We start from the raw sequence: 21,284 nt of genomic DNA, 5'->3' as shown, positions 1-21,284 counted from the left end.
GATGGCAGGACTCGATCTCACCGGGCGCACCGCCGTCGTCACCGGCGCCTCGCGCGGTATCGGTCTGGCGATCGCCCGGGCCGTCGCCGCGGCCGGCGGGAACGTCGTCCTTACGTCCCGGTCCCAGGAAGCGGCTGACGCCGCCGCGGCCCAGGTCGGGGGCAGGGCCGTCGGCGTCGCTGCGCACGCGGTCGACGAAGAGGCGGCCCAGCGCTGTGTGGACCTGACGCTCGAGCGCTTCGGAAGCCTGGACATCCTCGTCAACAACGCGGGGACCAACCCGGCTTACGGGCCGGTCCTCGACCAGGACCACGGCCGGTTCGCCAAGACTTTCGACGTGAACCTGTGGGCTCCCGTCCTCTGGACGGGCCTGGCGACGCGGGCCTGGATGGGCGAGCACGGTGGCGCCGTCGTCAACACGGCGTCGGTCGGCGGTATGGCCTTCGAAGCGAACATCGGGTTGTACAACGCGTCGAAGGCCGCACTCATCCATCTCACGAAACAACTGGCCCTTGAACTCTCGCCCAAGGTTCGCGTCAACGCGGTGGCACCGGGTGTGGTGCGCACGAAGCTGGCCGAGGCTCTGTGGGAAGAGCACGAGCAGGCTCTGTCTGCCTCGACGGCGCTCGGACGGATAGGAGAGCCTGCCGACATCGCCTCGGCGGTCGCCTTCCTCGTTTCGGACGCCGCGAGTTGGATCACCGGCGAGACCATGGTGATCGACGGCGGGCAACTGCTCGGTGACGCGCTCCCGTTCAGGCAAGGAGCCGGCATCGGTGCCTAGCGCGGGCATCGTGGGAGTCGACGTCGGGGCGGTCGGGGCGGTCGGGGCGGTCGGGGCGGTGAGCCGCCGGTTCGGAGCCCTCGGCGTCGACACGATGCCGATCGCACGGTCGTCGACGTCTGCCCGCCGCCGGACGATCTTCGCTCGTACACGGCGCATCGACACGCTGGTGGCGAAAGCCCATGAAGTCGCGGACACGGCAGGTACCTGACTGACCCGATCGCATGCCCACGCGACTGTGGGGACGTCCGGTTCTGTCGTGTTCACCGCACGGCTGGAGGGAGATCAGCGGAGCGGCTTGTCGAGGACGGCTTTGCGGTGGCTGAAGGTCTCGAGGGAGTAGCGGCCGTGGTAGCTGCCCATGCCGCTTTCGCCGACGCCTCCGAACGGCAGGTCGGAGATGGTGAGGTGGGCCAGCGGCAGGCCGAACCCGAGGCCGCCGGAGGAGGTTTCGGCGGCGAGCCGCTCCCGCGTGGTGTCGGAGTCGGTGAACGCGTAGAGCGCCAGCGGTTTGTCGCGGTCGTTGATGAAGTCGATGGCCTCGTCGAGGCCTGCGACCTCGACGATCGGGAGGATGGGGCCGAAGATCTCCTCCTGCATGACGGGAGCGTCCGCAGGCACCTCGGCCAGGACGGTCGGCGCGATGTACTTCGTGGCGCGGTCGTGCTTGCCACCGATGACCTGGCGGCCGGAGGCGATGAGAGCGGTCAGCCGGTCGAAGTGGCGTTCGTTGACGATACGGCCGTACTCCGGAGAGACGGAGGCGTCCGGTCCGTACAGGCCCTCCACCGCCTTGGCCAGGGCTCCCTCCAGAGCGCGTGCCGTCCCGGGGTCGGTGAGGACGTAGTCGGGCGCGACGCAGGTCTGTCCGGCGTTGAGGAACTTCCCTGCCGCGAGGCGGGCGGCGACGGTGTCCAGGTCGGTACCACGGTCCACGAACGCCGGTGACTTGCCGCCCAGTTCAAGGGTGACGGGGGTGAGGTGCCGGGCGGCGGCGGCCATCACGATGCGGCCGACCGTGCCGTTGCCGGTGTAGAAGATGTGGTCGAAGCGCTGCTCGAGCAGGGCGGTGGTCTCCAGGACCCCGCCTTCGACCACGGCGACCGCGTCGGTGTCGAGGTACTTCGGCAGGAGGCGGGCCAGGGCGGCGGATGTGGCCGGGGCCAGTTCGCTGGGCTTGGCGACCACCGCGTTGCCTGCGGCCAGGGCGCCGGCCATGGGAGCGAGCAGGAGCTGCGCCGGATAGTTCCAGGGGGCGATGACGAGCACGACGCCCAACGGGTCGTACTGCGTCCAGGCACTCGCCTCCCCCAGGAACGCGGGAACGTGGGCCTGTTCGGGGCGCAGCCAGCCGTCGAGATGCTCCAGGGTGTGGTCGATCTCGCGTATGACGAAGTCGATCTCCGTGCGGTGAGCCTCGGTGGCGCTCTTCCCCAGGTCGGCGCGGAGGGCGGCGGCGAGCTCCTCACCGTGCTCGGTGAGCAGGGTACGCATCCGGCGGAGTTGCCCGACACGCCAGGCCACGGGCTTGGTGGTGCCGGTGCGGAAGGTGGCGCGCAGCCGGGAGACGAGCTCGGCGGGCTGTTCGGGCGCAGGGTTGTTCATGGTTCCCTCACAGGTGCGGTACGTGGACGGGGGCGCCGGGCCGCTGCGGGACAGCCCCGGCGTCGGCGTTCGGCAGGGGGATCAGCCGCGGTTCAGGATGTCGATGATGTTCCGGGTGAGCTGCTCGGAGGAGGCCGGGTTCTGGCCGGTGTGCAGGTTGCGGTCCGTCACCACGTGTGCGGTGAACGGGGAAGCGGCGTGGAAGTCGGCGCCGAGTTCCTCGAGGCGGTCCTGGAGCAGCCATGTGGCCTTGTCGGCGAAGCCGGCCATGGTCTCCTCGGTGTTGGTGAAGCCGGTCATGCGGTAACCGGCGAACGGCCAGCTGCCGTCCTCGTGCCGGGCGGCGAGCAGGGCCGCGGGGGCGTGGCACAGCACAGCGAGCGGCTTGCCGGAGTCCAGCGCCGCGGTGAGGAGGCGGCCGGAGGCGGCGTCGACGGCGAGGTCCTCCATGGGGCCGTGGCCACCGGGGTAGAGGACGGCGGCGTACGCGTCGAGGTCCACCTCCTCGAGCTTGAGCGGGTTCTCCAGGTCGGCGCGGATGGAAGCCAGGTACGCGGCGAAGGCGTCGGCCTGCTCCGTACCGCCGGTGGACCCGGCGGCGAGGCTGACGGCATCGACGGTCGGCGCGACGCCACCAGGCGTGGCGATGGTGACGTCGAACCCGGCTTCGCGCAACAGCCGGTGGGGTGTGGCGAGTTCCTCGGCCCAGTAGCCGGTGGGGTGCAGGGTGCCGTCGGCGAGTGTCCAGTGGTCGGAACCGGTGACGACGAACAGAACTGCGGTCACGACTGTCTCCTTCGGGAGGTGCGCGCGTCGCGCGGTGGTGGGGGCTTTTCGTCCGGCAGAGGTGGGCCGGCGATGGCGTACGGGCAGGGCGGCTCAGCCGACGGTGACGATCACCTTGCCGCGGGTGTGCCCCTCCTGGTTGAGCCGCTGGGCGTCAGCGGCCTGATCGAGCGGGAATGTCGCGGCCACGTCCACGCGCAGCTGCCCCCGCTCCGCGAGGACGGTGAGCGCCTCGAGGTCCTCGGCGTCGGGCCGGACGAAGACGTACCGGCCTCCGAGGCCGAGGACGGCGCCGTCGGCGACGGAGGCCAGGCGGCCGCCTTCGGCGAGCAGCCCGGGGGAGATCTTCAGGGCTTCGCCGCCGATCAGGTCGAGCACGGCGTTCACACCCTGCGGCGCCAGCGCTTTCACGCGGTCGGTGAGGCCCTCGCCGTAGGTGACCGGCTCGGCGCCGAGCCCACGCAGGTAGTCGTGGTTGCGCTCGCTCGCCGTACCGATGACGCGGGCGCCGAGCGTTCGGGCGATCTGTACGGCCATGGAGCCGACCCCACCCGCCGCGGCGTGCACCAGTACGGTGTCGCCGCTGCCCACGTTCAGTGCGCGGGTCAGCGCCTGGTAGGCGGTGAGACCTGCCAGCGGGATGCCTGCGGCCTCCTCGAAGGAGAGGCCGGCCGGCTTGCGGGCGAGCGTACGGACCGGGGCGGCGACGTATTCGGCGAAAGTGCCGCGGGAGACGAAGTCCTCCCGGACGTAGCCGATCACTTCGTCGCCCGGGGCGAATTCGGTGACACCGACCCCCGCCTCCTCGACGACGCCTGCCACGTCCCAACCGGGGATGACGGGGAAAACGGTGTCCATGACGCCGTCCAGGTATCCGGCCTGGATCTTCCAGTCGACCGGGTTGACGGAGGCGGCCTTCACGCGGACCAGCACGGCGTCGGGGGCGAGCTTCGGGTTCGGGACGTCGCCGTATTCCAGGACGTCCGGGCTGCCGTAGGCGCGGTAGGTGATGGCCTTCATGGTGGTACTCCTTGCTGTGGGGTGCGATCTCACGGTGGGGCAGGACCGCAGTGGTGCGGATCGGGTGGCTCGTCAGGCGGACGCGGTGGCGACAGCCGGCGCTGGGGCCGACTCGGTGGCCGGCCGGTGTTCCGCACGGGGCGCCTGCCGCTGCCGCTTCAGGCCGAGCAGTGCGACGGCCAGGACGGCGGCGAAGGCGACACCGGCGATGGTGAAGCTCAGGGTGAACTGGCTCTCGGCAGGCAGCGGGGGCACTCCTGCCGGCAGGTTCTCGATGGTCCGGGAGGCGAGCAGGGTCGTGATCAGCGCACTGCCGATCGAGCTTCCGACCGAGCGGGAGATGGAGTTGATGCCGTTGGCGACGCCGGTCTGGTGGGGCGGTACTCCCGCGACGATCAGTGCGGGCATCGCGGCGTACCCGAGGCTGATGGCCGTTCCGACAGCCATTCCGGCGCCGATGACCGAGGGGGTCGAGGAGTGGGCGGTGGCCAGCCACGCGAAGCCGGCGGTGCCGATCACCGCACCGAGCGCGAGGGTGAGGCGTGGGCCGAACCGGCGGATCAGCAGGCCGCCGAACTGGGCGGCGACGAGGGAGGCGATCGTGCTGGGCAGCAGGTACTCGACGGAGGCGCGGAGAACGGATGCGCCGAAGCCGTAGCCCGCGATGTCCCGCGGTATCTGAGCCAGATAGGAGACGCCGAGGAACTGGGCGAACATCCCGAATCCGACGAAGAGGCCCGCGAGGTTGCTGAACAGGACCGGGCGGTGGAGGAACATCTTCATGTCGACCAGTGGCTCGCGCACACGGCTCTCGGTGAACGACCAGACACCGGCCATGACGACCGCTCCGGCGAAGCTGCCCAGGGTGCGGGCGGAGGTCCAGCCCCACTCGTGGCCCTGGGAGATCGGCAGCAGCAGCAGGACCAGGAAAAGACCGAGGGTGAGGGCGCCGAGGATGTCCGTGCGCCCTCCGGTCTTGGTGCGGCTCGCCGGTACGAGGAGGACGACGGCGAGGAGTGTGACCAGAGCCAGCCCGGCGGCCAGCCAGAAGACGGGGTGATAGTCGGCGTTCTCGCCGCGGGTCAGCAGGCCGGTGGTGACGAGCGCGAAGCCGCTGCCGAACGCGAGGGTGCCGCTGACCAGTGACATCGCTCCGGGCAGCCGGTGGGGGGAGACCTCCTCGCGCAGTACCGACAGCGCGAGCGGGAAGATCGCCGTGGCGGCTCCCTGGAGAACCCGGCCGACGATGAGCCAGAGGAGCGAGTCGGTCGTGGCCGCCAGGACCGAGCCGGCGATCATCACCACCAGCACGCCGATGAGGGTCGGCTTCTTCCCGTGCTGGTCTCCCAGGCGGCCGAGCAGGGGAGTGAAGACGGCTGCGGAGAGCAGGGTCGCGGTCGTGACCCAACTGACCTCTGCGGTACTGCTGCCGAGGCTGGTCCCTATCAGACCGAGGATCGGGACCACGAGTGTCTGCATCATGGACACGACCATGGCGGCGAGGCTCAGGACGAGAACGACTGCGATCTCTCGTCGGTGTCGGCCGGGCGACGGGGCAACGGTTCGGGACACGGGTGCTCTCTCAGGGGCGGGGCTGGGGTGGTGCCGGAGCCCGAGAAGGGGCGCGACTGCCAGATGCTTGACTAACTCAAGCAACGCGGACGACGGTAGACGTCAATGGTTGAGGAAGTCAAACATTGAGCTTCACCTAGACTGGAGGCATGCCCCGCACCCCCGCCCCGAAGCCGGCACCCGAAACCCCTGACCCGAAGGGGAGCGACCCCACGCACGTCCAGCTCCTGGAGCGCCTGGCGCGAGCTGCTGCCGGCTACTACCGGGACCTGGCTGCGGCGGCCGCGGTGCAGGGGCTCACCATGACGCAGGCCAAGATGCTCATCCTGCTCCGGCAGCCACTGCCGATGCGGGCGCTTGCGGGACTGCTCGCCTGCGACGCTTCCAACATCACCGGGCTCGTCGACCGGCTGGAGGCTCATGGCCTGGTCTCCAGGCACCTCGACCCGGCCGACCGGCGGATCAAGAACGTGGTCGCGACGGACAAGGGCCTGGAGGCCGTCCGCGTGATCCGCGCCGACATGCGGGCCAGCTCGGCGGCCTTCAACCGTCTCGACGACGAGGGCCGCCGCAGCCTCTACGAGCTGCTGGGGCGTCTGCACCCCGACGAGGCGGTCTGACCCCTGACCGCCGGGCATCCCTCGCGCCAGGGGCCGCGCTGTCCCGCGTGCCGCCCGCCGCGGGCGGATCTGTGACGCACCGCCCTCACCGCACGTGAGGGCGCCCCGGCATGCCGGGGCGCCCATGTGCAGGGGCGTGTCGGAATCGCGGTGCGGAGCAGCCTGTCGTGTGAGCCGGCTGCTGGTGCTCTTGATCGCAAGTGGTGTGCCAGATCCCGCGGCCGAGGCGTGATCCGCCCGGATGGGCCCTAGCGACCCAGCGCTTCGGCGCCTGCGTACCGGGCACTGTCGCCCAACTGTTCCTCGATGCGGATGAGTTGGTTGTACTTGGCGGTGCGGTCGGAGCGGGACAGGGATCCGGTCTTGATCTGGCCGCAGCCCGTGGCCACCGCCAGGTCCGCGATCGTCGTGTCCTCCGTCTCTCCCGAGCGGTGCGACATGACGACGGTGTAGCCCGCCCGGTGGGCGGCCCCGACGGTGGCCAGGGACTCCGTCAGGGTGCCGATCTGATTGACCTTCACCAGGACCGAGTTGGCGACGCCCGAGCCGATGCCCTCTCGCAGAAGAGTCTCGTTCGTGCAGAACACGTCGTCACCGGTGAGCTGGCAGCGTGCGCCGACCCGTGCGGTCAGGTCCCGCCACCCCGTCAGGTCGTCCTCGGCCATCGGGTCCTCGATCGACACGATGGGGTAGGCGTCGATCAACTTGATCAGGTAGTCGGCCTGTTCGGCGGGTGTGCGCCGCACTCCTTCCCCGGTGTAGTCGTAGGCGCCCTCGCGAAAGAACTCGGACGACGCCGGGTCCATGACCAGGCCGATGTCCGTGCCCGGCCGGTAACCCGAGCGCTCGACGGCGGTCATCACGAAGTCGAGGGCCTCCTCGGCGGTGCGCAGGGCGGGTGCGAAGCCGCCCTCGTCACCCACGCCTGTGGAGTGCCCGGCGGCGAGAAGGTCGCGGCGCAGGGTGTGGAAGATCTCGGACCCCATCCGCACGGCCTCGGTGAAGGTCTCCGCGCCGATGGGGCGATCATGAACTCCTGGAAGTCCAGGGGATTGTCGGCGTGCGCGCCCCCGTTGACGATGTTCATCATCGGTACGGGCAGCAGCCGGGCGTCGGAGCCGCCGAGGTAGCGATAGAGCGGTAGGCGGTGGGCTGCGGCTGCGGCCTTGGCGGTGGCCAGGGAGATCCCGAGGACCGCGTTGGCGCCGAGCCTGGCCTTGGTGGGGGTGCCGTCCGTGGCGACGAGAGCGGCGTCGAGGCCGGCCTGGTCCTCGGCCTCGCGACCGGTGACGGCGGCTGCGAGCTCCGTGTTGACGTGGCGTACCGCCTGGTCGACGCCCTTGCCGTGCCAGCGGGCCGGGTCGCCGTCGCGGAGTTCGACGGCCTCGCGGGCGCCGGTCGAAGCGCCGGAGGGGACCGCTGCCCGGCCGATGGACCCGTCCGCCAGTTCCACGTCCACTTCGACGGTGGGGTTGCCCCTGCTGTCGAGGACGCGGCGGCCGATGACGGAAGTGATGGCGGTCATGGGAGTCCTTCCCGTTGTCGCATGCGTGCCGGGGTTCAGCGGCGGCGACGGTGGCGCTCGACCCGGCGCACAGAACTCTACAGCAATGCTGTTCAGTTGTGCTGTTCAGGCTTGCTGCGCAGATATGCTGTTCAGTTGTGCTGCGTTAAAATTCGGTATGCCCCTTCCGGAATCCGCCGCCGTCGCGGCCGAACTGCGCACCGCAATGGGAAAGCTCACGCGGCGCGTGAAACTCGAGGACCAGATGCCGCTGGGTCAGGTGGCCGTTCTCGGTGCGCTGGACCGCAGCGGTGCGATGACGACCAGTGAACTGGCGGCCGATCAGCGGGTGCGCCCGCAGTCCATGGCCCGAGCCGTCGGACTGCTCATGGAGCAGGGGCTGATCACGCGCCGGGCGCATCCGACGGACGGCCGCAAGAGCCTGGTCGAGCTTTCCTCTGCCGGGCAGGCGCTGCTGGAGGAGGAGCGGGGGCGCAGGGCGGATTGGCTTGCACGGGCGATCGAGGCCGAATTGACGGTGGAGGAGCGGAAGCTGCTGGCGCGGGGGATCGGGCTGGTGGAGAGGCTCGCGGCGCACTAGGGCATACCGGCGGGTCGTGGGGGGAGCAGGCGCCGTTTCGGGGCAAAATGCCCTATCGGCTTGTAGCCGGAGCCGCAGAACGGAGCTGCCGTGAACCGCCCCCGCCTCGCGCCCGCAGTATTGGCACCGCTCATCGCCGTCTCGCTGGCCGCCTGCGGCTCCGGTGGTGACGAGGGGTCCGGCGCTGCCACGACGACCAGCCCTCCCGGCGCGACCGAGTCCGCGTCCCCGACGGATACGAGCACGGCCACGCCGCGCACCCAGAAGGACCTCGAGGAGTCCGTGTCCGCGGCGGAGGCAAGTGTCAGGGCCTCCGCGTCCGCCGAGCTGAGCACGGTCGAGGGCCGCGGCAACGCGACGGGAGACGTGTCCCTGCAAGGAGTGGCCACCACCCGCTCGGACGGGCTGCGCACCGGTCTGGTCAGGGTGAACAACTCGACCGACAAGACGGCCTTCTACTCGGTCCAGGTGGACTTCGTCACCGGTGACGGGACAGTCGTCGACTCCGTGGTGGCAGGCTTCCCGGACGTCGGTCCCGGCAAGCGGGCCGAGCGGTACGTCTCCAGCCGCAAGGCCGGGGAGTCCGACACCCCGACGACACCGCGCATCACCAAGGCCGAGCGCAGCTGACACCGCGAGGCGGGAAGTCGCGGAATTGGTCGGAACGTCGACCTCGGCACCGCTTCCCACGGGTACATGGGACCACCGTTCACTCGGAGAACGAGCCGTGGCGGCCTGCGCCGCGTGTGAATCGTTCGGCCCCGGACCGGGTCTCGCCGCCGGTGAGCGGGACCATACCGTGCCGGTACTCGGCTGCCAGGGCCTCCCGCTCGGTCAGCCCGTGCTGTTCGCGGGCGGAGAGCCGGTCGTGACGCAGACAGAGCTGCGGGAAAGCGGCGATCTCACGGGCGAGTTGTTCAGCTGCCCGGCGCGCCTCACCGACCGGGACGAGGCGGTTGGCGAGCCCGATGTCGTACGCCTCGCGCGCCGGGACGGGACGGCCCGTAAGGATCATGTCCATGGCGCGGCTCTCGCCGATCAGCCGCGGCAGCCGCACGGTCCCTCCATCGATCAAGGGGACGCCCCAGCGGCGGCAGAACACCCCGAAGACGGCGTCATCCTCGGCGACCCGCAGGTCGCACCAGATCGCCAACTCCAACCCGCCCGCCACCGCATGGCCGGAGACCGCGGCGATCACCGGCTTGTCCAGCCGTAGCCGGGTCGGCCCCATCGGACCGTCGCCCTCGGCCCGCACCGTGTTGCCGCGCTCGGTACCCACGCCCTTGAGATCGGCGCCGGCACAGAAAGTGCCGCCCTCGCCCCACAGCACGGCGACGGCCGCGTCCTCGTCCGCCTCGAACTGCCGGAAGGCATCGGCGAGCAGGGCGGCCGTCGGTCCGTCGACGGCGTTGCGCACCTCGGGACGCGCGAGGATCACCGTGAACACGGGGCCGTCGCGCTCGATCCGTACCGCGGACGTGAGCATGGCGGCACGATAGGCAGCGAACATACAGTCCGTCCAGACCGTTTGTTTATTGATTTCGGCTGCCGTAGCCTCCCGCCATGCCTGCCGCACCAGCCACCCGACGCACCCAGGAGCAACGCCGGGAGGAAACGCGGCAACGCCTGCTCGACGCCACGATCGACTGTCTGGTCGAGTACGGCTTCGCAGGCACCAGCACGCACCGCGTTCAGGAGCGGGCAGGCGTCTCCCGGGGCGCCCTTCTGCACCACTTCGCCTCCAAGGCCGACCTGCTCGCCGCCGCGATCCACCGGGTCGCCGAGCTACGCCTCACGCACATCCGCCGCGAGACCCGCGGCTCCGGGAACCCGCGGAAGGGCCTTGCGCTGCTCCGCGCTGCGATGTCGGGCCCGTACTTCCTCGCGGGTCTCGAACTGTGGCTGGCCGCCCGCACCGATCCCGAGCTCAAAGCGGCATTGCTGCCCGCGGAGCGCGAGGTCGGAGCCGCCCAACGCGCTGTGCTCGCGGACATCTTCGGCCCGGAGGTCGTGGCGCGGGAGGACTTCGCCATGCTCTGTGAATCGCTGCTGGTCCTGCACCGCGGTCTCGCCCTGACCGGCGTGCTGCGCGAAGACACGGCGTTCGACGACGAGCTGCTGCTTCTGTGGGCGGAGCGCTTCCTGGCCGCCGGGCCGTAAGGCGCCGAACCGCAGCCGACACCCGACAGTAGGAACGAAACGGTGCCCGCGGGCCTGTTGAGCCCGGAGGAAGGACACACATGCTGGAGGCTCTGGGCCTGAGCACGGCCGAGTCGCAGGTGTACCGGACACTGGTCGGGTCCGGGCGCTGCCCGGTGGACCGGCTGGAGCAGGGGACCGGCCTGGCCGGGGCCCAGCTCGACCAGGCGGTCGCGGCCCTGGCCGCGAAGGGGCTTGTCGCCCTCACCGACGACCTGCCCGCGCAGCTGATCCCTGCCCCGCCGGACATCGCCGGGGAGACGCTGCTGCTGGCGCGCATGGACGAACTGCAGTCCGCCAAGGGCTTCCTGAAGCAGCTCACCAAGGAGTATCGCGAGGCGCACCGACCGGCTGCCTTGGAGGAGATCGCCGAAATCGTACCGGCCGAGGTGCTGTCGCAGAGGTGTGAGCAGGTCCAGCTCAGTGCCCGCCGGGAGGTTCTGCGTTTCGACGCCCCGCCCTTTCTTCTGATCGACGAGTCCAACGCCGCCGAGTTGGAGCAGCTGGCGGCGGGCGTGCGCTTCCGGACCGTGTACGACCGGGCCGCGATCGAGGGGTACGCGGCGCAGTTGGAGATCCGCCGATACATGGACGCCGGTGAACAGGCGCGCGTGCTCGCAAGGCTGCCGGTCAAGCTGATCATTGCCGACCGCTCCACCGCCTTGCTGGCGGTGCGGACGGACGACGGTCGCGCGCCGGGCGCTGTCGTGCAGATCCACCAAGGTCCCCTCCTCGACGCCCTCGTCGCACTGTTCGAGCTGGTGTGGGACACAGCGCTCCCCTTGGAACCTTCACCCGGCGAGGTGCACCGGGGCGAACTCTCCGGCTCGGACGCCCATCTGCTGCTCCTGCTCCTGTCCGGCCTCACCGACGACGCGATAGCCCGCCTCACGGGGATCGGCAAGCGGACGGTCAATCGCCGGGTACGCGCCCTGATGCATCTCGCGGGCGCTTCGAGCAGGATGCAGCTGGGCTGGCAGGCCCGCGAACGCGGCTGGATCACGGCTCAGGACCTGGACGGACTCCAGCCGTCGGGCAACGGCTAGGGCGGCTCGGGCCGCATCGGTGGCCGCTCGGCGCCCACATGGCGGACCCGCGTGGCGAGCATGCGCCATGTGGCGCGTATCCGCCACATCACCTCTGGTGGACGCCACAACCGGACAGCTAGGTTCCGGTCGGCGCGCGGAGTCGGCCGGACGTTCGGTCGGTCCCCCTTCGGCATCAGTTGCCCCGCAGCGCCACCCGTTGAGCCCGCGAAAGGACAACCGATGCAGAGAGCCCGGCTCAGACGAAGGCGCCCTGCCCTCGTCAGCGGGCTCGCGGTGACAGTCGCCCTGTCACTGACGAGCCAGCTCGGCACCGCGACAGCATCCACAAGCCCGGCACCCCAGGACCTGGACACCCGGCCGACGCTGCAGAAGCGGGCGGCGACAACGGCGGCGGTGACTCTGATCACCGGCGACAAAGTCTCGCTGACCAAAGAGCCCGACGGCAGGCAGGCGATCGCCGTCCTCTCCGCCACGGGGACGTCCAAGACGTTCGAGACCGTCAGCGGACAGAACGGCGACCTCTACGTCCATCCGGACGACACCACGGCCGCGGTCGCCTCGGGCACGGTGGACCGTGAGCTGTTCAACGTCAGCCGGATGGTCCGGGACGGATACGGCGACGCCGAAGCGGACGAGATACCCGCCATCGTCGACTTCCAGGGCACCCCGTCGGCCACCGCGCTGAAGCAGCAGGCCGAGGACCTGCCGGGCAGCCGGAGCGAGCGGGTCATGCCCAGGCTGGGGCTGTCCTCCGTCCACGTCGACAAGGACGGGACGAAGGGTTTCTGGCGCGCCGTCAAGCCGACGCCGGGCAGGACCCGCGGCGGTGACACCACCGTGGTGCCCGGCAGCGCCGGGGTGGCCAAGCTCTGGTACGACGGCAAGGTGAAGGCCGCCCTGGACAAGAGCGTGCCGCAGATCGGCGCCCCGGACGCGTGGGCGAAGGGCTACGACGGCAAGGGGGTCAAGGTCGCCGTCCTTGACTCCGGCGCGGACCTGAACAACGCCGACATCGCAGCCGGGATCACGGCCAGCCAGAGCTTCATCACCGGCCAGTCGGTCCAGGACGGCCACGGCCACGGCACCCATGTCGCCGCCACCATCGCGGGCAGCGGCGCCAACTCCGGGGGTACGCACAAGGGCGTCGCCCCCGGAACGGAGCTGCTGGTCGGCAAGGTGCTCAGCAACAGTGGGCAGGGCCCGGTCTCCAGCATCATCGCCGGCATGGAGTGGGCGGTCGCCCAGGGTGCCGACATCGTCAGCATGAGCCTCGGCAGCGCCGACGCTCCCGGTGAGGACCCGCTGACCATGGCGGTCGACTCGCTCAGCGCCTCGTCGGGCACCCTGTTCGTCATCGCCGCGGGCAACGACGGTCCGGGGGACAGCACCCTGGGTACTCCCGGTGCCGCCGACGCGGCCCTCACCGTCGGCGCCGTCGACAAGTCCGACGTGATCGCCCCGTTCTCCAGCCGCGGCCCGCGTCTGGGCGACATGGCGATCAAACCGGAGATCACCGCCCCCGGTGTGGGCATCGTCGCCGCGCGCGCGGCCGGCACCGCCATGGGCACGCCGGTGGACGACAACTACACGGCGGCCAACGGCACCTCCATGGCAACGCCGCACGTTGCCGGTGCCGCGGCGATCCTCAAGCAGCGCCACCCGGACTGGACCGGGCAGCGCATCAAGGAAGCGCTGACGGCCCATGCCAAGCCCTCCGCCGAACTGACCTCGTACCAGCAGGGCTACGGCCGGGTGGACATCCCCGCCGCGCTCGACCCGTCGCTGGAGCTCTCCGGGACAGCCGACTTCCGAGTGATCCCCTGGCAGAAGGGTGCCTACGAGAAGCGGACCCGCACGCTGACGCTGCGCAACAACGCCACGACCGACACCGTCGTGACCCTCGCCGCGGTCGCCGAGGACGCGAGCGGCGCCGAGGTTCCCGCGGGCTCCCTGGCCCTGTCGGGGACCGGGCTGTCCGACGGCCGGCTCACCGTCCCGGCCGGCGGCACCGCCGAGGTCACCCTCACACTCGACCCCAACGGCCTGAAGACGGGGCAGTACAGCGGCTCCGTCACCGCGACCGCCGCGAGCGGCGAGTCGGTGCACGCCGCGCTCGGCTTCGCCAGGGCCGTCGAGCAGCACGATGTCACGCTGAACATCACCGACCGCTTCGGCAAGGCCCCCAAAGCGGCCAGGTTCACCCTGCACGGGCTGGACAACACCGTCTGGGAGAGCCGGGCCCTCTACGGCACCGGCACGGTCACGGTGTCGGTGCCGCTCGGCCACTACTCCCTCGAGGGCTCGTTCTACTCGGCGGCTCCCACCGGCGGTGCGGTCTCCCACTCGGCGGACGTGTTCGCCGTGCCGAACATCGAAGTCGCCGACCGGGACCAGAGCTTCACCGTCGACGGCACCACCGCCACCGACGCCACAGTGAAGATCGCGGGTGAGGGGCGGCCGCTGGACACCGGCCAGGTGGCACTGCAGATCGTCCGCGACGACGGCACGATCAACAGCCACTCCAACTTCGTCGGCATCAGCGGGCCCGGCAACAGGTCCGACACCAGGTTCGGTGCCGTTCCCAGTGCGGAAGCCACCTCCGGCGCACTGCGGTTGGAGACCTTGCTCCACCGGCGCGAGCCGCTGATGCAGCTGGAGGTCACCGGCCGCGCGCATCTCAGCATCCCGCTGAAGACCTCGGTTCTCGCGAAGCGCTTCGAGGGCACCAAGCGCACCGAACTGGTCGACCTCGGCGCGGGCACCGAGCAGGACTTCACCGGCGCCGACATCAAGGGCAAGACCGTCCTGGTCTGTGTGCCCGACGTCACGAAGGCCGGCGACCAGGCCGCCAGGGCCGCGGCCGCCGGGGCGCTCGCGGTGATCGTGGCGCCCGCGGACCCGGGCCCCAGCGGCAGCGGCGTCCCTGCGGGCCAGACCGTCCCGGTCGCCCACGCCACGTACGACAACGCCGCCGCCCTCAAGGCCCGCGTGGCCAAGGGCACGGTCCGGATCACCCTGAAGGGCGTCCTGGAGTCGCGCTACTCCTACGCGCCGCAATTCACCGACGAGCACGTCCCCGCCGACCTCGCCAAGACCATTGGCGTAGGCGCTTTCGCCAAGGTCAGGAACACGTACCGCTCCGACGGTGCGCGACGCCTCGGCGCCGAGTACCTGCCGGCCTGGGGTCCGAAGCAGTGGACCGCGATCAGCGACGGTCAGCCCCTCTACCAGGGCACCACCCGCGACGACTACTTCATGGCGGGTAACGGGGTCTCCTACATGCCGAGGGTGGCAGCAGACTTCCACACTTCCACCTGGTCGATGTCCGATGTGCGCACCACGTTCGAAACGCCGGGCAAGACCCACACCCGCAGCTGGTTCGGCGGACCGATGCGCCCGTCCCCTTACGAGTTCGGGCCGTGTGTGTTCTGCCGCACCGACGTCTGGCAGAAGCTGCCCGGCAGCAGCGGCGGCGACAACGAGCCCACCCACACGTTGTCTGGCATGACGGGCACCTGGAGCTTCTACCGCAACGGGCAGCCGATCACCGGCTTCGGCGAGCTGGTGCCGGAGAAGGCGGACTACCGGTACGTGCTCGACCAGAAGCCGGCCACCGACGTCCCGGGCGTCGAGCTGGGCAAGCAGGTCCGCACGGAGTGGAACTTCAGTCAGGCGGCACCGACCACCATGGCCGTCAAGAACTGCGACACGGCGTTCATTCCCACCCCCACGGTCTGCGAGCCCATGCCCGTGGTCCTGCTCGACTACGACCTGCCGCTGAACGAACTCAACCAGGCGCGGGCCGGCCTGCCGTTCACCTTCACCGTGGACGGCGCGAGGGCCAAGGGGTGGACGGGTTCCACCGCGATGGCCGGCGCCAAGGTCTCCGTCTCGTACGACGACGGCGCCACCTGGAAGCAGGCCAAGGTCCTGCGCAAGGACAGCAACTCCTTCCAGGCGCTGCTGTGGCACCCGAAGCTCGCGGCCACCCATGGATTCGTGACCCTGCGGGCCCAGGCGTGGGACGCGGACGGCAACCGCACCACCCAGACCATCACCCGGGCCTACGCCCTGAAGTAGGCAGGCGAACGGATCCCCCGCGCGAGCGCCCCGTACCGGTTCGAGAGGACCGGCACGGGGCGCTCTCGTCCCACGGCTTGGCGGCCAGGTTCAGGGCCGTGACGATCCTCGGCTGCGCATGCCTCGCCTCGCGTTTGGAGGACCGGCTCACCCCGGAGCGCCGCCGGGTGGCGCGAGCAGCATCTCCTGGTGTTGCAGGGCCAGTCGCAGGAGTCCCGCCGCGGGTGACGACATGCGTTCCGCGGGGAGGTCGGCGACGGTGGCCTCGGTGAACGGCAGCCCCACCACGGCGCCGTCGGCCCGGCGCCCGCTGATGACACTGCCTTCGTCGTTCTCCTCCACGGCCTCGGCGAAGACCGTGTCGAAGGTACGGGCCTCGAAGACCGCCACGGTCAGCACGCACACGGCGAGGTGCAGTGGTTCCAGTGCCATGCCGAAGCACCACATCCGCAGCGAACCGTCGTCCAGCGCCGCGTCGAGCAGGCTGTACGGAGGCCGGCCGTAGTCGACCTCGGTTCCGGTGTCGCCGGTCGCCTCCGGAGCACCGAGCAGTTCCTCGTTGTACTCGCGCATGATGACGCGCCACAGCGACAGGTCCCGTCGGTGCGCGAGGGGCGACAGGGAGGCCGGCTGGATCATGCCGCCCGGAAGCGGCCCGTACGTCTCCTCCCCAGTGGCGACCTTGCCCTTGCCTCTCTTGAGCAGGAAGAAGGACGCCTGCCCGTCGGGGGTGCGCCGCAGGGTCAGGGTGCCGACGGACGGGAGCACCTTCCGCCGCGCGAGCAGCAGGGGATCGTCAGCGAGGAGGCCGCGCATGGGCAACCGTCCCCAGAACGGCAGGCGCCCCGGCTCCCGCCGCGTGGCCTCGGCGAGTTCATGGGCGACGGCCTCGTTCTGATCGATGAGGTCGAAGTACTGGCCGGCGCCGAAATCCAGACGGGGCCCGTCCGCGTGCGACCAGTCGGCCCGCACCAGCCGGAAGGACGGACGGTCCTCGAAGAGGGCGGGGCGGGCGAGATCGCCCAGGGCCGAGGAGTACCGCTCGTACCGCCGTGACCTGGTCTCCTTCGGCAGGGACCGCTGGGCCGCCCGGAGCAGCGCAGAGTCGGCCGGCGGCGGATTCTCCTGCCAGGCGAGCGTCACCTGCCGAAGCGGGACCGGCCGCGGCGGGCGCATCGCCGGTTCCCACAGCAGGGTGGAGGTTCCGATCCGCTCCAGCGTGGGGCGTGCGCGTACGTGGATGTCGGCGGCCGTCTCGGAGAGTTCCCCGAAGCGTGCGCTCATGTCCTTCCGTCCGCTGACGAAGGACCGCCGTGACTCCCCGACGTTTTCGGGCGCGAGCGCCCCCCGTGCGTAGTAGACGCCGACACCGGCGGACACCAGGCCCGCCAGGCCGAGCCACTGCTCCAGATCCATGTGTTTCCCCCACCTCAGCCGCCGTCGACGGGTGTGCCCTACCCCTGCGGGCGGCCGGCCACGCTGCCGGGCGGTCGCCCCCGGCATGCCGTCCCGGGTCCCAGTGCTCGACCGTTGAAGATCGCCGCCCCTTCGTCATGATCTTCACCTGGGCTGGGGAGATCTGAGGGATCACGCGAGTCGCGATGAGTCCCGCGGCGTCCGGCGGTCGTAGTGTCGAAGCCATTACCGAGGAGGACTTCTGATGCGCAGGGTGACGTACTCGATGAACGTCTCGCTCGACGGCTACATCGTGGGCCCGGACGGCGACTTCAACTGGACGGCGCCCGACGAGGACGTCTTTCGCTTCTGGATCGACGAGATTCGAGAAGTCGACGTCCACCTGTTGGGACGACGGCTGTACGAGACGATGCTGTACTGGGAGACCGCCGACCAGGATCCATCGCTCGACGACTCGATGCTCGAGTGGGCCGCGCTCTGGAAGCCGCTCCCGAAGGTGGTGTTCTCGACCACGCTGTCGGCGGTGCAGGGCCATGCCCGCCTGCTCTCCGGCGGCCTGGCGGAAGAGATCGAGCGGTTGCGGGCCGAGCCGGGGGAGGGCGACATCGCGATCGGCGGCGCGACTCTCGCCGCCGAGGCGGCCGCATCGGATCTGATCGACGAGTACCGTGCCATGGTCCACCCTGTGCTGGTCGGCGGTGGCACTCCGTTCTTTCCCCAGCACGAGCGCCGGGTGGACCTCGAACTCGTGGAGACCCGCACCTTCCACTCTAGATTCGTCTACCTCCGCCACCGCGTTACGCGCTAGCAGATCTGCAACCTGTGCGGTGGAGCGTCGAGTCGGTGAACTTCCTCGCCCCATGTGGTGCAGTGAACGTGAGCTGCCGGGCCAAGGCAACTCTCCTCCGGTACCACGAAGTGGTCACGGCGATGGGGCCGTTCGCTTCGTGTAGGAGGAAATCACGGCAGTCTCCATGCGGTCGACGCCGTCGAGAAGGCTGATGCGGTCGGTGAGGTAGGCGTGCAGGGCGTCGGCGTCCCGGCAGATGGCGATGGCGATCATGTTGTGGGTGCCGGTCATGGTGGCGACGAAGGCGGCTTCGGGGTCGGCGGCCAGGGACTGGGCGACACTGCCCAGCCGGCTCGGGGTGACAGTCAGCCAGACGAGGCATTGAAGGGAGAACCCGAACAGGCGTGGGGCGACCTCGACGTCCAGTTGGAGCACGCCGGTGCGGCGGAGTTCTTCCAAGCGACGACGGACGGCGGATTCGGACCAGCCGACCTGTCGGGCGAGGTGCGGGTAGGCGGCGCGGCCGTCCGCGGCGAGGGCGGGGAGCAGACAGCGGTCGAGTTCGGTCAGGCGGACGGGACCGGTGTCCGCGGTGGGAGGTGGCCGCAGGGCGGCGACCTGCTCCGGGGCAAGAGCGGATGTCCGCCCGATCCAGCGGTGGTTCATCACAGGACGTAGCAGCCGTTGGGCGTCGACCTGCGTGATCCGAGGCAGGCGGCCCAGCCCTTCCAAGGGCGCCGCGCCCTCCTCGGCGACGCGGAAGACGCAGACGATCTCTGTGCCGCTGGAGAGAACGGTCACCCAAGCTGTGTCCGGGCGGCGCGCCAACGCACGGGCCAGCGGCCCGGTGGCTGACGGCAGACCCCGCAGACGAACCAGCCATTCGGCATGACCGGTACGGCGGCTGTCGGGCACGCCGGCCACTCGGGCGATCCCCGTGCTGCGGAGCCGGCCGAAGCGGCGGGCCACGGTGCGGTCGGAGACACCGAGAACGTCGGCGATCGTGCTGAAGGGGGCGCGCCCGTCGAGCTGAAGCGCGTGCAGCAGCCGCAGATCGAGTACGTCCAGCGTGACCGAATCCACCGAACCAGTGTAGGCGGGTGTCAGATAGCGGCGCAGCGGCGGCAGTTGGAGATCGAGCGCGGACGGTCGATGAAGCATCGGCTCCATGACACGCGACATCCGGGGCATCCATCACACCGGGATTCCGACACGCGACCTCGATGGCCGGCACGGGCTTACACCTCACTCGGGTTCACCCTGAGCCCCCACTCACGGCACCTGCTCGGTGGGCGGCCCGGCCGACCGCCGGTGCCCGTCCCCCTTTCCGCACGTCCCGCCATCGGACGGCCGACTTCGTGAAGAAGGCCGCCGCTCCTCGCACGTCTTCACTCTCTTCGGAGGACACCATGTTCGGTACCCTCATGCTCCTTTTCGTCCCGGCGTCGGGATTTCGCCTGCTCGGCGCGCTGGGGATCAGACGGTTCGCGACCTGGCGAGCCAGTACGACACACGGCTTGGCGGTCATGCTCGTGGCCACCGCGACCGCGCACTTCGCACCACCGGGCCTCGCCATGGTTCCCAGCCACGACGACCTCACAGCCATGGTCCCGCCGTTCGTGCCGTTCCCACACGCCATGGTCTACGCAACCGGCGCACTCGAGTTCCTCGGTGCCGCCGGCCTCGTCCGAGCCAAGACACGTCCGGCGGCCGGGACATGCCTGGCCGTTCTCTTCGCGCTGATGCTCCCGGCCAACATCTACGCTGCCCTCGAGGACATACCGCTCAACGGCGCCCCAGCCACGCCGTTGTGGTTCAGGATTCCGGAGCAGCTGCTCTTCATCTCCCTCGCTCTGTGGGCTGCTGCGCCTGCCCACAACACCCTCCGAGGCCTGTTGAACGTCATCCGCCCGAGCACCGGCCACAGTGCTGCATGCGAAGACTCCGGACGTTCCCGTCCCTCAGTGAACCGCTGAACACCGGTCACGCGAGCAGCTCATGTCCCGGTCGATTCACCGGCCGCGCCGGCCTCGGCCCGGACCCGCTGAGGCCCTAGGAGCGGGTGGCGGTCGCGCAGCCGTTGCCGGCGGCCGTCGTGCCGTCGCTCGTGTCGATCGGCTTGCTGCGGTCGTACGGATCGACCTGGCGGGCCGGGTCGGCGGACTGCTCGTCGGCCGTGCCGAAGGGCGGCACGAAGTAGCCGGTCACGTCGGAGCAGCCGCCGTTGGTCATGTCGAGCGCGTACGAGAGGAGGGACATCGTGCCCGGTTCGGTGATGACCTTGGCCGGGTCGTCCCAGCTCATCACCACCTCGCGTCGCACGATGGTACGGACGACTTCCGCGTCCCGCCCGCCGTCGCCCGCCGGGGTGACCGGGTACACAAAGGTGACGTCCGCCGTGACCTCGACCGCCCCCCGTTTCCCCTCCCGATACGTGAGCCGACCGCGCGTCTTGACCACGTCCCCGACAAGCCGGGCCTGCTCCGGCCGGAAGCGGCTGAACAACAGCAGCGGGTCGGTCTCGGGAGCGGGTGCCTTCGACGACAGGGCGGTACGAAGATACTCCTGGACGTCCTTCTGGTGCGGGTTCAACAGCGTGATCGCCTTGGTGGGCCGCTCGCCGCGCAGCACGCTGGAGTCGAGCCCCGCAGCCACCAGGAAGTCCCGGCTCTGCCGCAGTGCCCGCTCGACCTGGGCGGCGTCCATCCAGCCGGTCGCCTTGGCCGGTGGCACCGTGATACCTGCCGCTCCGTCGGCCCAGCGGGCGGCGGGCGAACCCCGGAAAGGTTCGGCGAGGGTAGGGCGCAGTGCCGGCTCGGTGCCGGGCGCCTCCCGCGAGCCTTCCGACCCGGCGGCCGACGGCGCCCCGTCCTGCCCGCCGTCGTCGCCACCGAACCAGCCGACGACGTGCTGCGGGAAGAACCCCACCACCAAGAGGGCCACGGCCGCGACCAGCCAGATCACGTACCAGCCTGTCCTGCGCCGGGGGCGGGCAGGTGTGTATGTACGCCAGCCCGCAGGCTCCCCGGAGCGCTCTCGCAGCCGCCGCTCCACCTCACGGGCGCGTGCGGAAGGCTCCACGGGCGCCGCGGCCGCACCACTCACCGATTCACGGAGGAACCGCTCCCACTCCTCATCCGACACGGACGACCCGTCCTGCCCCCCAGCCCCGCTCACACCGCACTCCCGTTCTCGCTCGACTTCTCGACGCCCGGCGGCTCTGTCGCGCGACCGTCGGATCCGTTGACTGTGCACCGG

The 21,284-nt window shown here is 70.4% G+C and carries 18 protein-coding genes and 1 pseudogene; 10 read left to right on the top strand and 9 right to left on the bottom strand.

The window, feature by feature from the left end; genetic code table 11:
- Position 1: 1 nt before the first annotated feature.
- Positions 2-784 carry an SDR family oxidoreductase gene (locus GLX30_RS03035; protein WP_159683201.1) on the top strand — a complete coding sequence of 261 codons (783 nt, stop codon included), beginning with the start codon at positions 2-4 and terminating at the stop codon, positions 782-784.
- On the top strand, positions 777-995 hold the full coding sequence (locus tag GLX30_RS03030) for a hypothetical protein (RefSeq protein WP_159683199.1): 219 nt from the start codon (positions 777-779) through the stop codon (positions 993-995). The genes GLX30_RS03035 and GLX30_RS03030 overlap by 8 nt, the downstream gene beginning before the upstream one ends.
- A 74-nt stretch (positions 996-1,069) precedes the next feature.
- On the opposite strand, the gene GLX30_RS03025 is transcribed toward GLX30_RS03030, so the two are convergent.
- The 4 genes from GLX30_RS03025 to GLX30_RS03010 form a co-directional block, all read right to left on the bottom strand.
- Complete coding sequence (locus tag GLX30_RS03025; RefSeq protein ID WP_159683196.1) at positions 1,070-2,389, bottom strand: aldehyde dehydrogenase family protein; 1,320 nt, start codon at positions 2,387-2,389, stop codon at positions 1,070-1,072.
- An 81-nt stretch (positions 2,390-2,470) separates the two neighbouring features.
- Positions 2,471-3,175, bottom strand: coding sequence for a type 1 glutamine amidotransferase domain-containing protein (locus tag GLX30_RS03020; protein WP_159683193.1), 705 nt, complete (start codon positions 3,173-3,175; stop codon positions 2,471-2,473).
- A gap of 93 nt (positions 3,176-3,268) precedes the next feature.
- Positions 3,269-4,195 carry an NADP-dependent oxidoreductase gene (locus tag GLX30_RS03015; RefSeq protein WP_159683191.1) on the bottom strand — a complete coding sequence of 309 codons (927 nt, stop codon included), beginning with the start codon at positions 4,193-4,195 and terminating at the stop codon, positions 3,269-3,271.
- A 72-nt stretch (positions 4,196-4,267) separates the two neighbouring features.
- Positions 4,268-5,767, bottom strand: coding sequence for an MFS transporter (locus tag GLX30_RS03010; protein ID WP_244257977.1), 1,500 nt, complete (start codon positions 5,765-5,767; stop codon positions 4,268-4,270).
- A gap of 149 nt (positions 5,768-5,916) precedes the next feature.
- Between GLX30_RS03010 and GLX30_RS35820 the strand changes: the two genes are divergently transcribed.
- Positions 5,917-6,387, top strand: a complete 471-nt coding sequence (locus GLX30_RS35820) for a MarR family transcriptional regulator (RefSeq protein WP_159683185.1) — start codon at positions 5,917-5,919, stop codon at positions 6,385-6,387.
- A gap of 248 nt (positions 6,388-6,635) precedes the next feature.
- On the opposite strand, the pseudogene eno reads toward GLX30_RS35820, so the two are convergent.
- Positions 6,636-7,912: pseudogene (gene eno / locus GLX30_RS03000) on the bottom strand (phosphopyruvate hydratase).
- Between the two features lie 157 nt (positions 7,913-8,069).
- Between eno and GLX30_RS02995 the strand changes: the two are divergent.
- The gene (locus tag GLX30_RS02995) at positions 8,070-8,492 is read left to right on the top strand and encodes a MarR family transcriptional regulator (protein WP_159694827.1); all 423 of its coding nucleotides are present in this window, start codon (positions 8,070-8,072) and stop codon (positions 8,490-8,492) included.
- A gap of 90 nt (positions 8,493-8,582) precedes the next feature.
- Positions 8,583-9,122, top strand: coding sequence for a hypothetical protein (locus GLX30_RS02990; RefSeq protein WP_159683182.1), 540 nt, complete (start codon positions 8,583-8,585; stop codon positions 9,120-9,122).
- 79 nt (positions 9,123-9,201) lie between these two features.
- Here the strand turns inward: GLX30_RS02990 and GLX30_RS02985 are convergent, their stop codons facing one another.
- On the bottom strand, positions 9,202-9,978 hold the full coding sequence (locus tag GLX30_RS02985) for a crotonase/enoyl-CoA hydratase family protein (RefSeq protein ID WP_159683179.1): 777 nt from the start codon (positions 9,976-9,978) through the stop codon (positions 9,202-9,204).
- 77 nt (positions 9,979-10,055) lie between these two features.
- Here GLX30_RS02985 and GLX30_RS02980 point away from each other — a divergent pair, with 77 nt between their 5' ends.
- The 3 genes from GLX30_RS02980 to GLX30_RS02970 all read left to right on the top strand — a co-directional run bounded on the left by GLX30_RS02980 (position 10,056) and on the right by GLX30_RS02970 (position 15,820).
- Positions 10,056-10,652, top strand: coding sequence for a TetR/AcrR family transcriptional regulator (locus GLX30_RS02980; RefSeq protein WP_159683176.1), 597 nt, complete (start codon positions 10,056-10,058; stop codon positions 10,650-10,652).
- Positions 10,653-10,732: 80 nt separating this feature from the next.
- Entirely contained in the window at positions 10,733-11,737 is a 1,005-nt protein-coding gene (locus GLX30_RS02975; protein WP_159683173.1) for a helix-turn-helix transcriptional regulator, read from the top strand.
- A 276-nt stretch (positions 11,738-12,013) separates the two neighbouring features.
- On the top strand, positions 12,014-15,820 hold the full coding sequence (locus tag GLX30_RS02970) for a S8 family serine peptidase (protein ID WP_159683170.1): 3,807 nt from the start codon (positions 12,014-12,016) through the stop codon (positions 15,818-15,820).
- Positions 15,821-15,967: 147 nt separating this feature from the next.
- Here GLX30_RS02970 and GLX30_RS02965 read toward each other — a convergent pair whose 3' ends face one another.
- Positions 15,968-17,236, bottom strand: coding sequence for a transcriptional regulator (locus GLX30_RS02965; RefSeq protein WP_159683167.1), 1,269 nt, complete (start codon positions 17,234-17,236; stop codon positions 15,968-15,970).
- A 244-nt stretch (positions 17,237-17,480) separates the two neighbouring features.
- On the opposite strand from GLX30_RS02965, the gene GLX30_RS02960 reads away from it, so the two are divergent.
- Entirely contained in the window at positions 17,481-18,044 is a 564-nt protein-coding gene (locus GLX30_RS02960; protein ID WP_159683164.1) for a dihydrofolate reductase family protein, read from the top strand.
- 114 nt (positions 18,045-18,158) lie between these two features.
- Here the strand turns inward: GLX30_RS02960 and GLX30_RS02955 are convergent, their stop codons facing one another.
- Positions 18,159-19,187 (bottom strand): AsnC family transcriptional regulator, encoded by a 1,029-nt coding sequence (locus tag GLX30_RS02955; RefSeq protein WP_244257976.1) that lies wholly within the window; start codon positions 19,185-19,187, stop codon positions 18,159-18,161.
- 197 nt (positions 19,188-19,384) lie between these two features.
- Here GLX30_RS02955 and GLX30_RS02950 point away from each other — a divergent pair, with 197 nt between their 5' ends.
- Complete coding sequence (locus GLX30_RS02950) at positions 19,385-20,002, top strand: hypothetical protein (RefSeq protein ID WP_244257975.1); 618 nt, start codon at positions 19,385-19,387, stop codon at positions 20,000-20,002.
- Positions 20,003-20,078: 76 nt separating this feature from the next.
- On the opposite strand, the gene GLX30_RS02945 is transcribed toward GLX30_RS02950, so the two are convergent.
- Complete coding sequence (locus GLX30_RS02945; protein ID WP_159683161.1) at positions 20,079-21,170, bottom strand: hypothetical protein; 1,092 nt, start codon at positions 21,168-21,170, stop codon at positions 20,079-20,081.
- Between the last annotated feature and the right edge of the window lie 114 nt (positions 21,171-21,284).

The sequence above is a fragment of the Streptomyces sp. Tu 2975 genome (assembly GCF_009832925.1).
In the GTDB taxonomy this organism is placed as follows: Bacteria; Actinomycetota; Actinomycetes; order Streptomycetales; family Streptomycetaceae; genus Streptomyces.
This window is presented reverse-complemented; position numbering and strand designations above follow the sequence as displayed.

Excerpts from the sequence above, each read along its gene's own strand:
- GLX30_RS03035 (WP_159683201.1), top strand. The coding sequence starts at position 2 with ATGGCAGGACTCGATCTCACCGGGCGCACCGCCGTCGTCACCGGCGCC.
- GLX30_RS03025 (WP_159683196.1), bottom strand. The coding sequence starts at position 2,389 with ATGAACAACCCTGCGCCCGAACAGCCCGCCGAGCTCGTCTCCCGGCTG.
- GLX30_RS03015 (WP_159683191.1), bottom strand. The coding sequence starts at position 4,195 with ATGAAGGCCATCACCTACCGCGCCTACGGCAGCCCGGACGTCCTGGAA.
- GLX30_RS35820 (WP_159683185.1), top strand. The coding sequence starts at position 5,917 with ATGCCCCGCACCCCCGCCCCGAAGCCGGCACCCGAAACCCCTGACCCG.
- GLX30_RS02995 (WP_159694827.1), top strand. The coding sequence starts at position 8,070 with ATGCCCCTTCCGGAATCCGCCGCCGTCGCGGCCGAACTGCGCACCGCA.
- GLX30_RS02985 (WP_159683179.1), bottom strand. The coding sequence starts at position 9,978 with ATGCTCACGTCCGCGGTACGGATCGAGCGCGACGGCCCCGTGTTCACG.
- GLX30_RS02980 (WP_159683176.1), top strand. The coding sequence starts at position 10,056 with ATGCCTGCCGCACCAGCCACCCGACGCACCCAGGAGCAACGCCGGGAG.
- GLX30_RS02975 (WP_159683173.1), top strand. The coding sequence starts at position 10,733 with ATGCTGGAGGCTCTGGGCCTGAGCACGGCCGAGTCGCAGGTGTACCGG.
- GLX30_RS02965 (WP_159683167.1), bottom strand. The coding sequence starts at position 17,236 with ATGGATCTGGAGCAGTGGCTCGGCCTGGCGGGCCTGGTGTCCGCCGGT.
- GLX30_RS02960 (WP_159683164.1), top strand. The coding sequence starts at position 17,481 with ATGCGCAGGGTGACGTACTCGATGAACGTCTCGCTCGACGGCTACATC.
- GLX30_RS02955 (WP_244257976.1), bottom strand. The coding sequence starts at position 19,187 with ATGCTTCATCGACCGTCCGCGCTCGATCTCCAACTGCCGCCGCTGCGC.